Here is an 11,767-nt window from a genome sequence, read left to right as displayed (position 1 = left end):
GGCCCGTGCCCGTACGCCTCAGACCAGGCGGCCGTCCCGTGCCACCACCCGGCCCGCGCGGACCACCAGGTCACGGCGGGGCAGGTCCACCACCGCCTGCGGCAGGCACTCGCCGTCGACGAGCATGAAGTCGGCGGGGGAGCCGGGGCGGAGGTCGGCCCTCGGGAGGCCCAGGAGCTCCGCGCCACCGTCCGCCGCGAGGCGGAAGCAGCCCTCCAGCTCCTCGTCGAGCCGCGCGTCCAGGGCCCAGGCGGCGAGCCAGGACCGGTGCAGCATGTCCGCGTTCCCGAACGGGCTCCAGCTGTCCCGGACCCCGTCCGAGCCGAGACCGACCGGCACCCCGCGCTCGGCGAGCCGCCGGAACGGCAGGATCGTCGTCGCGGAGAGGGCGACCGTCGTGAGCGAGACGCCGGACTCCGCCAGGAGGTCCGCCACCTCGTCGAGTTCACGGTCCGAGAGGGCCGCGACCGCGAAGGCGTGCCCCACGTTCACCCGCCCCTGGAGCCCCAGCGCGCGCGTGCGGGCCGCGATGTCCCGCAGCGGCGCGAGGCCCTGCTCGCCCCGGTCGTGGAGGTGGACGTCGAGCCCGAGCCCGTGCTTCTCGGCGAGCCCGAAGACCGTGCCGAGCTGATCGCCCTCGTGGTCGCCGTCCGCGTCGAAGCCGGCCGGGTCGATGCCGCCGATGTGGGTGACGAGCCCGCTCGCGGCGGCCTCCGCCAGGAGTTCGGTCACCCCCGGCGTCCGCACCACCCCGTGCTGCGGGAAGGCGACCAGCTCGACGTCGACGATCCCGGCGAGCTTCCGGGCCGCCTCGGCGACCCCCTCGATCCCCGAGAGCCCGTACGCCGGGGCCACGTCCGCGTGGGCCCGCATCGCGCGGGTGCCCTGGGCGGCGGCGTGCGACATCAGGCGCAGCGCCCGCTCGGCGACCGGGGTCGGCAGGGCGCGGGCCAGCTCCACGTCACCGGCGACGTACTCGGCGATGCCGTGCGCGGGGCGGCGGCTGTGCCAGGGCTCGCCCCAGGAGGTCTTGTCGGGGTGGATGTGCGCGTCGACCAGGGTCGGCAGCGCGAGTCGGCCGTGGCCGTCGACCCGCTCGACGGCCGCTCCCTCCGGGACCTCGGACACGAGTCCGCCGTCCACGGCGATCAGGTCGCGGGGCGGGCCGCCGAAGGGGCGGACGTCGTGGAAGAGGGTGGCGGTGCGGGGCGGCCGGGGCACGGGGTCTCCTCGGGTGCGATCTCGGTACGGGGCAGCTGACGTTCCATTTGGTATACCATGTGTGGCGGTGCGGGCCGGGGCGCATGAGCCTCGGGCGCCGGCAGGGCGCGGGTCCGTTGTGCCACCCTCCCCCGAGCTCTCGGCTTCGCTCGAGCAGGGGGGATCCCCTTGCCCCAGCGGAACGACCGCCCGCGACGGGGGCGGCGGAGGGCACCGCCCCGGCGGAACGATCGCCCGCGAACGGGGCGGCTCACCAGGCCAGGTCCTCCAGCGCGTCCAGGTCCGGGACGGGCATCGGGGCCGGTTCCGAGCCGTCCGCGCCCACCCGCAGTTCCGCCCAGATCGTCTTGCCGCGGCGGGCGTAGCGCGTGCCCCAGCGTTCCGCGTACTGGGCGACCAGGTACAGCCCGCGTCCGCCCTCGTCCGTCGTCGCCGCGTGCCGCAGGTGCGGCGAGGTGCTGCTGCCGTCCGAGACCTCGCAGATCAGCGTCCGGTCGTGGAGGAGCCGTACGCGCACCGGATCGGCCCCGTACCGCACCGCGTTCGTGATCAGCTCGCTGAGGATCAGCTCCGCCGTGAAAGCCAGCCCGTCGAGCCCCCACTCCGACAGCTTCGCCGCCGCCGCGTTCCGTACCGGCGACACCGCCGACGGGTCCCGGGGCACCTCCCACTCGGCGATCCGGTCCCGGGCGAGCAGCCGGGTCTCCGCCACGAGCAGCGCGATGTCGTCCCGCTGCATCGGCGAGAGGAGCGTCGCGAGCACGTCCGCACAGGTCTCCTCCGGGCTCCGGTCCGGCCGGGCGAGCGTCGTCCGCAGCAGCGCGAGCCCCGCGTCCAGGTCCCGCCCGTGGTCCTCCAGGAGCCCGTCCGTGAACAGCACCAGCTTGCTGCCCTCCGGCAGCCACAGCTCCGTCGACTCGAAGGGCACGTCGCCCAGGCCGAGTCCCAGCGGCAGCCCCGGCGACAACTCGGGGAATTCGACCCGCCCGTCGGGAGCGACGAGCGCCGGACCGGGATGGCCCGCGCTCGCCACCGTGCAGAGCCCGGACGCCGGATCGTAGATCGCGTACAGACAGGTCGCGCCGGTGATGCCCTCGTCCCGCCGCCGCGCCTCGCCGCCCGTGCCCTCGCCGTCCCCGTCCTCGATCCGGCCCGTCAGCTCGTCGAGATGGCCGAGCAGCTCGTCCGGCGGCACGTCCAGGGTCGAGAAGTTGTGCACCGCCGTCCGCAGCCGCCCCATGGTCGCCGCCGCGTGCAGCCCGTGCCCCACCACGTCCCCCACCACGAGCGCCACCCGCGCCCCCGGCAGCGGGATCACGTCGAACCAGTCACCGCCCACCCCGGCCTTCGCCGGCAGGTACCGGTACGCCACCTCCACCGCGCTCTGGTCCGGCAGCACCCGGGGCAGCAGGCTCCGCTGCAGCGTCACCGCCATCGCGTGCTCCCGCGTGAACCGGCGCGCGTTGTCGATCGCGACCGCCGCCCGCGCCGCCAGCTCCTCCGCGAACGACAGGTCGTCCTCCCCGAACGGCTCCGGGGTGTCCGCCCGCCAGAAGTTGGCCATCCCCAGGACCACCCCGCGGGCGAGCAGCGGCACCGTGAGCAGCGAATGCATCCCGTACGCCAGGGCCTGTGCCGCACCCTCCGGGTCCTGCGCCCGCCAGCCCTCCGCCGCCGCCAGCTCCGGCTCCACCACCGCGTGCCCCGCGTGCAGGGCCTTCGCCATCGGGGTGCTGCGGACGTGGAAGTGGACGGTGTCGCCGACCGGCTGGAGCGGCTGGTCGGGCCGCAGCCCGCTCAGCGCCGTCCGCCGCATCTCCGTGGACGCGGCCGAGGCCGCGGGGGGCTCCTCCCCGCGCAGCACCGGTTCGAGCAGCTCCACCGTCGCGAAGTCCGCGAACCGGGGCACCGCCACCTCCGCCAGCTCCTCCGCCGTCCGTACGACCTCCAGCGTCGTCCCGATCCGCACCCCCGCCTCGTACAGCAGCTGCAGACGGCCGCGGGCCACCGCCGCCCGGCCGGTCACGGCCGCCAGCTCGGTGGTGTCCCGCATCGTCATCACACTGCCCGACCCGCCGCCGTCCGGCAGCGTCGGCCGCACGCTCACCGCGAGGAGCCGGTCGCCCGCCCGGTGCACCTCGTCCGTCGCCGACCGCCCCGACTCCAGGAGCTCGACCGTCCGCGGATCGAGGCCGAGCTCCGAGACCGGCAACCGCTCCGCCTCCGCCGAGAGGCCGAGCAGCCGGCGCGCCTCGTCGTTGGCGAGCAGCAGCCGGTGGTCGGCGCCCACGATCAGCACCCCTTCCCGGACCGCGTGCAGCACCGCCTCGTGATGCTCCTTCATCCGGGTCATCTCCGCCGGCCCCAGACCGTGCGTCTGCCGCCGCAGCCGCCGGCTCACCAGGGCCGCCCCGCCCACGGCCGCCACCAGGGCGCCGCCCGCCGCGCCGAGGAGCAGCGGCAGCCGGTCCTGCACCGAGTGCGAGATGCTCTCCACCTCGATGCCGCTGCTGACCAGGCCGACGATCCTCCCCTTCTCGTCCACCACCGGGACCACGGCCCGCACGGCGTCGTTGGGCGCGCCCCGGAACAGCTCCGTGTACGACTCGCCGTCCACCGTCGCCCGCGAGAGGTCCCCGGTCGCCTTCTTGCCGATCAGCTCCGGCTGCGAGTCGGTGTACCGCACCCCGGAGGGGCTCAGGACCGCTATGAAGTCCACGCCCGTGGCCCGCCGGGTCGCCTCCGCCCGGCTCTGCAACTGCGCCGTCGGATCGGGCGAGGTCAGCGCCTTGTCGATGCCGGGCGCGTGGGCGAAGGCCTCCGCGACCGCGAGCGAACGGATCCGGGCGTCCCGCTCGGTGTCCCGCCGCTCCTGGTGGAACGTCACGAACGCCGCCACCGCGATCACGAGGAGGGCGATCAGCGCCTCCAGGGCGAACACCTGCCCGGCGACGCTCCGCAGCCCCGTGGCACGGTTCCCGACCCGCCCCTTCTCCCCCTTCTCCCGGGCGTGGGCCCGTCCCCGCCCCCTGTCCCGGTACCGCGCCGTCATCCCGTGCTCCTGGCGATCAGGAGCGCCACGTCGTCCGGCGCGCCCGGCCGGCGCAGCGCCCGCAGGAGCCGGTCACAGGTCTCCTCCAGCGGCCCGCGGTCCTCGTCGAGGAGGTGTACGAGCAGATCGAGCCGCTCGTCGATCGCCTCGTGACGGGTCTCGATCAGACCGTCCGTGTAGAGCACCAGACGGTCCCCGGGCCGGAACGGCACCCGGGCCGTGCGGAAGGTGCCGCCGCCGACGCCCAGGGGCACCCCCGTGGAGAGCCGCACCAGCTCGGCCGGACCGTCCGCCGGGACCCGGACGGGCGGCAGATGGCCCGCGTTCGCGATCCGGCACCGCTGCCGCACCGGATCGTGCACGGCGAAGAGACAGGTCGCGATGTAGTGCTCCAGGCCCGCCGTGATCCGGTCCAGATGCCGCAGGACCTGCGCCGGGGACAGATCCAGGTCCGCGAACGCGCAGGTCGCCGTCCGCAGCCGGCCCATCGTCGCCGCCGCGTCGATCCCGCTGCCCATCACGTCCCCGACGACGAGCGCCGTCTTGTCGTCGGGCAGCGCGATCACGTCGTACCAGTCGCCGCCGACCTCGCTCGACGCGTGCGCCGGCTGGTAGCGGGCGGCGACCTCCAGGCCCGTCCGCGCCGGCGGCGCCCCCGGCAGCAGGCTCCGCTGGAGCGTCACCGCCGAGTTCCGCACGCTCTGGTACCAGCGGGCGTTGTCGATGCTGACGGCCGCGCGCGCCGCCAGCTCCGTCGCGAGCAGGACGTCGTCCCCGTCGAAGGGCAGCGCGTTGCGGTCCCGCTTGAGGTCCAGCGCGCCCAGCACCTCGCCGCGCGCGATCAGCGGCACCGCCAGATACGAATGGACTCCCGCCCGCGCCAGCAGCTCCGCGGCCTCGGGGCTCCGCGCGATCCGCGACAGGTCGCCGGGGCCCACGTGCTCCACCAGGACCGGCAGACCGGTGTGCACGCACCGGGTGACCAGCCGGTCCGCCCCGTACATCGCGACCTCCCCCGGCGGGTCCGCCGCCGGCAGCGCCTCCGTGCGGCTCCCCGCCTTCACCGCGAGCGCGCGGAACAGCTCGGGCCCCTCCTCGGGCGCGCCGGGCCTGCGCAGCGCCAGGACGGAGTCGAGGACGTCGACCGCGGCGATGTCCGCGAGCTCCGGCACCACCACCGAGGCCAGCTCGTCGGCCGTCCGTTCCACCTCCAGGGTGGTGCCCACCCGCGCCGAGGCGTCCGCGATGAGCGCGAGCCGCCGCCGGGACCGGTCGGCGTCCGCGTCCGCGCGGTGCCGCTCGGTCACGTCGATCACCGAGGACGCGACGCCCTGGACGCGCCCGTCCGCCCCCTCCAGGCGATAGAAGGAGAGGGACCAGATGTGCTCCTGCTCCGGGTCCGCCGGGGTCCGGCCCACCATCTGGTGGTCGAGCACGGGCGCCCCCGAGGCCAGCACCGTGCGCAGCGCCGCCTCCAGCGCCTCGGCGTCGACCTGCGGGAGCATGTCGCCGATCCGCCGGCCGAGGTGTTCCGCCGCCGGAATGCCGTTGATCCGTTCCAGGGCCGGGTTCACCAGGACGTAGCGCAGGTCGGTGTCGAGGACGGCGAGGCCGATCGGCGACTGGGACACCAGCCGGTCGGAGAGCGCCAGCTCGGTCTCGATCCGCTCGACGGCGGCGCCGTCGGCGGCGATCCCCAACGCGTACAGGTCGCCCAGGTCGTCGGTGAGCCGCATGTTGCGGAACTCCACCCGGCGGACGGATCCGTCCTTGTGCCGTACGGGAAAGGTGCCCGCCCAGGACGTGCCGCCGTGCAGCACCTCGCCGAAGAGGCGCATCGCCTCCTCCCGGTTCTCCTCGCCGACGATCAGCCGGGCCACGTAGCGGCCGAGGGCCTCGTCGGCGCGGAACCCGAAGAGGTTCTCCGCCTGCGGGCTCCACAGCACGATCCGGCCACGGGCGTCCACGACGACCGCCGCGACCCCGAGCACGTCGAGGAGCCCCTTGCCGTCGAGGGGCACCCCGACCCGCCCCGTCGTCCCCGGGAAGGAACCGGCCGTCACACTGCCCTCCTCCCGCCGCGCCGCGCCTGTCTCCATGCTCCACGCCGCCCGGCTGCGCCGCACCGCGAACCCGACGAGCCGATACCCCGTTCCGGCGACCCCCACCCCCGAGACGGCCCCCGCCGCGGGCCCGCCCGCCGGCGCGGCGCCCCCGCCGTTGTGGGCGCGTGCCCGCGGGACGGTGCCCACCCCCGCGCCCGCCGTTGTAGGCGCGCCTGCCGGGCGGTGCCCCCGCCGCCCCCGTTGTGGGCAATCGTTCCGCCGGGGCGGAACGGGTGGGCACAACGGACCCGTGCCCTGCCGGCGCCAGAGGCTGCTGCGCCTGGACCCGCACCCTGTGTGCACTGCCGCTTTCGGTGCGGGTCCAGGCGCGGGACGCGGAGGCGCCGCTAAGGGCGCCGTCCCGTGTGCCCACCCGTCCCGCCCAGCGGGACGATTGCCCACACGGGCAGCGGGGAGCCGCCCCGCAGGGCGCGAGCCCATACGGGCGGGTGGGAGCCGCCCCGGTGGGCGCGGGCCCGCCCGGACGGGAGGGAGCCGTCCAGGCAGGCGCGGGCGCGGACCGCACGGGCAGGACGGGGGTGCCGTCCCGCAGAGCGTGGGCCCCACATACGGGGGGCGCCGTTCGGCAGGGCGCGGGCCTCACATACGGGGGCGCCACCCCGCAGGACGCGGGTCCCGCGTGGTAGGGGTGGTCAGGAGGTGGGTGGGACAGGGGTCGGCTCGCGGAGGGCGCGTGTCGCGAAACCGAGGGCCCACACCACCCCCGCCACCGCGACCAGCGGGAGCAGCACGTGGGGGGCCGTCACCGCGACCAGCCCCGCGCCCAGCGCGATGGCCAGCGCGTTCGGGGCCATGACCAGGGTGTTCGCGGTCGCCGCCATCCGGCCCACCGCCTCCGCCGGAGCCTCCCGCTGGACGGCCGTCATCACCGCGACCAGGACCCACGGCAGGCCGAGCCCGATCACCGCGCTCGCCGCCAGGGCCACCGCCTCGTACGGCAGTGCTCCCCGTACGCCCACCGCCACCGCGAACAGCGCGAGCCCCGCGGCGGCGAGGGCCCGCTCGGGGATCCGGCGCAGCAGGGGGCCCGTGACCAGGCCCGCGAGGACCGAGCCGACGCCCTGGACCGCGTACAGCACCCCGGCGTACGCGGGCGCGTGCCCAAGCCCCTCGTCGACGACGGCGTAGATCGCGGCCCCGTTCACCCCGGCGAGCAGCATCGTGAACGCGCCGGTCGCCACCAGCGGCCGCAGCACCGGCGAGGCCCGCAGGAGCCGCACCCCCTCGGCCGTCTCGCGCCACCAGCTCCGGGTCTCCGGCCGGGTGGGCCGCGCCTCCCGGACCGGCATCAGCGCGAAGACGCCCGCCGCGACCGCGAAGCTCGCCGCGTCCAGGAGGGCGACGGGCCCGCCCCCGTACCGGGCGAAGAGGCCCGCCGCGACCAGCGGGGCGATCAGCTTCATGGACTCGTTCGCCGTCATCCGCAGCCCGTTGAACGTGCCGAGCCGCTTCTCGTCCACGACCGTCGCGACCAGGGCCTGCTCCGCGGCGTCGTGGACGGAGCCCTGCGCCCCGTACAGCACGAGGACCGCGAAGAGCAGCCACACCCGGTCCGCCGACTCCACCCACAGCAGGAGCGGCAGCAGGACCGCCATCGCCAGGTTCAGGACGACCAGGAGCGGTCTGCGCCGCACCCGGTCGGCGAGCGTGCCGAGCAGCGGCCCGGCGAGCACGGGCGCCCAGAGGGCGAAGGAGGCCAGGGCCGCCAGACTGTCCGAGCCCGTGAGGGACTTGACCCAGATCCCGGAGACCAGCCACATCGCCGTCGTGCCGAATCCGGACACGACGACACCTGTCAGATACAGAGACCAACGCATGGGCGAAGGCTGTCGCCTGAGGCGGGCCGACCGGATCGGTCAGTTGCCCTAGATCGTTCCCCCGGAGACGGCGCGCGGTGCCCTACGCGCCGCCGCGCACAGCCCGTCGTCCTCCGGTCGTCGTCCTCCGGCGCGGACCGCCGGCTCACGCATGCGCGACCGCCCGCTTCTCGTACCGCAGCGCGACCCCCGTCACCACCGCGCCGAGCCCCTCCCACAGGCCCACGCCGACGAAGCCGGCCGGGGCGCGGCCGGTGACGACCGCCAGGGTGAAGACGGCACAGGTCAGGAGCCGGAAGGGGACCGTCCACCGGAAGAACGGCTTCCAGTCGGCGAGCGCGGCGAGCACGTAGTACACGCCCATGTTGAGCGCGGCCATCGAGGAGGCCGTCAGGAAGACCAGGGTGTGGTCCCCGTCCGCGCGGCCCCCCTCGGGCACCGGCTCGAAGCCCATGACGGTGAGCAGGGCGTCCGGGGCGACCAGGCCCACCACCCCCAGGGCGGCGGCGAGGACGCCGAAGACCGCCATGGTCCAGCCGGACAGGGAACGGGGCAGGCGCACGGCGGTCCTCCGTGGGACGAGAGCAGGGTCAGCGCATCGAATGCGTGCTCGACGGGAGCGTGACCCTGCATACCGTGCGGCGGGGCGCGACGGCCAATCGGACCCCGCTCCACGTCACTTCAGCGCCGCCTCCATCATCTTCCGCGCCACCGGGGCCGCCAGGCCGTTGCCGCTGACCTCGGAGCGGGCGGCGCCCGAGTCCTCGATCATCACCGCGACGGCGACCTGCTTCCCGGTCGAGGCGTCCTTCGCGTAGGAGGTGAACCAGGCGTACGGCGTCTTGCTGTTGTTCTCGCCGTGCTGCGCGGTGCCGGTCTTGCCGCCGACCTCGGCGCCGTCCACGGCCGCGTTGGTGCCGGTGCCCTTCTCCACGACGGTCACCATCGCGCTGCGCAGCTGCTCGGCCGTCGAGGAGGAGACGATCCGCCGGGTGTCTCCGTCCTCGAACGAGGTCAGCGCGTCGCCGTCGGAGTCGACGACCTCCGAGACCATGTGCGGGGCGGCGAGCAGACCGTCGTTCGCGATCGCGGCCGACACCATGGCCATCTGCAGCGGGGTGGCGGTCACGTCGAACTGGCCGATGCCGGTGAGCGCCGTCTGCGCCCTGTCCATGCCGGACGGGTACACGCTCGCGTAGGCGCGGACCGGGACGTCCAGCTCGGCGTCGTTGAAGCCGAACTTCTCCGCCATCGCCCTCACCTTGTCCTGCCCCAGGTCGGCGGCCATCTTGCCGAAGACGTTGTTGCAGGAGTAGCGGAGCGCGGTGCGGATCGTGGCGTTCTCGCAGGGCGCGGAGGCGTTCTCGTTCCTCAGCACGGTCCGGGTGCCCGGCAGGGTGTACGGGTCGGGGCTCTCCGTCGCCGTGTCCACGGAGCCGTACAGGCCGTCCTCCAGGGCGGCGGCCGCCACGACCAGCTTGAAGGTGGAGCCGGGCGGGAGCGGCTGCCGGATCGCGCGGTTCACCAGCGGCTTGTCCTCGTCGGCGGACAGCTCCTTCCAGACGTCGCCGTCGTTCGTCCCGGAGATCTTCGACGGGTCGTAGGACGGGGTGGAGACCATGGCGAGGATCCGGCCGGTCGCCGGGTCGACGGCGACGGCGGCGCCCTTCTTGTTCCCGAGCGCCCGGTAGGCGGCCTTCTGCACGTCCGGGTCGATGGTGGTCACGACCGTGCCCGGCGCCTGCTGCTTGCGGGTGACGGCGTCCAGGGGGTTCTTCAGCCGGTCGTCGGTGCCGTCGAGGACGTGGGAGTAGATGCCCTCCAGCTGGGTGGCGCCGTAGGCCTGCGAACTGAAGCCGGTGACCGCCGCGTACAGCTCGCCGTCCGTGTACGTGCGCTTGTACGCGAGGTCCGATCCCTCCGTCCTCTTCGAGCCGGTGACCGGGGAGCCGGCCACGACGATGTTCCCGAGCGGCTGCGCGTACTGCGCGATGGTCTTCCGCCGGTTCTTCGAGTCGTCCGCGAGCGCCTTGCCTTCGTACGCCTGCACCCAGGTGGCCCGCCCGAGCAGGGCGAGCACCAGGAGCAGGACGAAGACCGACGTGTTCCTGATCGTCTTGTTCATCGCACTGGTGGGGACGAACGGACCGGTTGCGGACGTTCCGGATGTGTCCCGTTTCTCAGCGAACCTTCATGTCCGAGCACCGTGTGATCATGGGGCCTGGGGATGCCGGAGGCGCACGGGGGGAGAGCGACGACATGGGCGCGAGCGGGGAGAAGGACGGTTCGTCCGTGCCGGACGAGGTGTGGGAGGAGTTCCTGCGGACCTCGGCCGACGGGGCGGGGGACGCCCCGAAGGAACCGTCGGCGGCGGACCGCGAGGCCGCGGGCCGGCCGCGGGCCGGGCGCGCGGAACCGGCGCCGTGGCGCGCGCACACGCCGCCGCGCCGCCGCAGCAGGAAGGGCTGGTACGTGGCGGGGTTCGCGGCCTCGCTGGTGCTACTCGCCGTGGCCCTGGACCCGGGCGGCCTCATCGCCGGGTCCGGCGACGGGGACCGGGCCGGAAAGCCCCTCGTGCAGGAGACGGGGCGACCGGAGCAGGCGCCTCCCGCGGAGCCCGGCGGGCGGCCCACCCTCGACGAGCCCTTCCGGGGCTCCCCGGCGGCACGCTGGGCGAACGGCACGGCCGGCATCCACGTGCCCGCCGCCCGGGCGACCGGCTGGATGACGAAGGCGGAGGTGGAGCGCGCCCTCGCACGGAGCCGCGACTTCCTCGCCGGGTCCGGCCTGGACCCGGCGGTGCTGCGCGGCGCACGCCCGGAGAAGGCGATCGCCCTGATGAACCCGCACCAGAAGGACGTCACGGCCTACGTGACGACCTCGCTGCGCGCACCCGACGAGGAGCACGACCCGCTGCTGCTCTTCAGCCGCTTCGACCCCGCGCAGGCGCGCCCGGTCGGGGACGTGGTGAAGACCCGCGGCCGGATCTCCTACCGGGAGGGGCGGCGCGGGGCCCTGGAGGTGACCGCCGACGTCACGTACGTCTACCCGGTCGCGCCGGCCGGCGGCGGCGACGAGGTCGTGCGGGTCATCGTGCGGCGGGAGACGGTGATGAGCTGGGACGACCCGTCGAAGGTGATCACCGAGGAGGGGACCTTCAGCCTCCTGTCCTACAAGACCGACATGACGAACGGCGGCTGCGGCGGCGCCACGGGCTATTTCCGGCCGGAGTTCGGCGGGGGTGGCAGTGCCGGTGCCGGTGGCGGGGGCGGCGAGGAGGTCGACCCGTACGACCGGACCGGGCCGATCGACGAGACCCGCACCGGCTGCGGAACCGCCACGCGCTCGTAGCCCGAACCCCGCCCAGGCGGGGCGGCACCCTCATGCGGGCCACCCCCGCCGCCCCCGCGCCCGCGCGGGACCCGCGCCCGGCGGGGCGGTGCCCCCTGCCCACCCCCGTGTGGGCAATCGTCCCGCTGGGGCGGGACGGGTGGGCACACGGGACGGCGCCCTTCAGCGGCGCCTCCGCGTCCCGCGCCTGAACCCGCACC

Annotated in this window: 7 protein-coding genes; 1 reads left to right on the top strand and 6 read right to left on the bottom strand. The window is 75.1% G+C overall.

The window, feature by feature from the left end; genetic code table 11:
- Positions 1–18: 18 nt before the first annotated feature.
- The 6 genes from ACIGW4_RS27210 to ACIGW4_RS27185 all read right to left on the bottom strand — a co-directional run bounded on the left by ACIGW4_RS27210 (position 19) and on the right by ACIGW4_RS27185 (position 10,341).
- A complete protein-coding gene (locus tag ACIGW4_RS27210) occupies positions 19–1,221 on the bottom strand; it encodes an amidohydrolase (protein WP_399583339.1) in 1,203 nt (400 codons plus the stop codon).
- A 250-nt stretch (positions 1,222–1,471) separates the two neighbouring features.
- A complete protein-coding gene (locus ACIGW4_RS27205; protein ID WP_398711504.1) occupies positions 1,472–4,273 on the bottom strand; it encodes a SpoIIE family protein phosphatase in 2,802 nt (933 codons plus the stop codon).
- A complete protein-coding gene (locus ACIGW4_RS27200; RefSeq protein WP_359589345.1) occupies positions 4,270–6,336 on the bottom strand; it encodes a SpoIIE family protein phosphatase in 2,067 nt (688 codons plus the stop codon). The genes ACIGW4_RS27205 and ACIGW4_RS27200 overlap by 4 nt, the downstream gene beginning before the upstream one ends.
- A 695-nt stretch (positions 6,337–7,031) precedes the next feature.
- On the bottom strand, positions 7,032–8,216 hold the full coding sequence (locus ACIGW4_RS27195; RefSeq protein ID WP_399583336.1) for an MFS transporter: 1,185 nt from the start codon (positions 8,214–8,216) through the stop codon (positions 7,032–7,034).
- A 145-nt stretch (positions 8,217–8,361) separates the two neighbouring features.
- Entirely contained in the window at positions 8,362–8,745 is a 384-nt protein-coding gene (locus tag ACIGW4_RS27190; protein WP_123457246.1) for a hypothetical protein, read from the bottom strand.
- Positions 8,746–8,892: 147 nt separating this feature from the next.
- Positions 8,893–10,341, bottom strand: coding sequence for a peptidoglycan D,D-transpeptidase FtsI family protein (locus tag ACIGW4_RS27185; protein WP_398711500.1), 1,449 nt, complete (start codon positions 10,339–10,341; stop codon positions 8,893–8,895).
- A 134-nt stretch (positions 10,342–10,475) separates the two neighbouring features.
- Here ACIGW4_RS27185 and ACIGW4_RS27180 point away from each other — a divergent pair, with 134 nt between their 5' ends.
- On the top strand, positions 10,476–11,567 hold the full coding sequence (locus tag ACIGW4_RS27180) for a hypothetical protein (protein WP_399583333.1): 1,092 nt from the start codon (positions 10,476–10,478) through the stop codon (positions 11,565–11,567).
- The last annotated feature ends 200 nt before the right edge of the window (positions 11,568–11,767 follow it).

Origin of the sequence: Streptomyces sp. NPDC053513, assembly GCF_044544765.1 — a bacterium.
Taxonomy (GTDB): Bacteria; Actinomycetota; Actinomycetes; order Streptomycetales; family Streptomycetaceae; genus Streptomyces; species Streptomyces litmocidini.
This window is presented reverse-complemented; position numbering and strand designations above follow the sequence as displayed.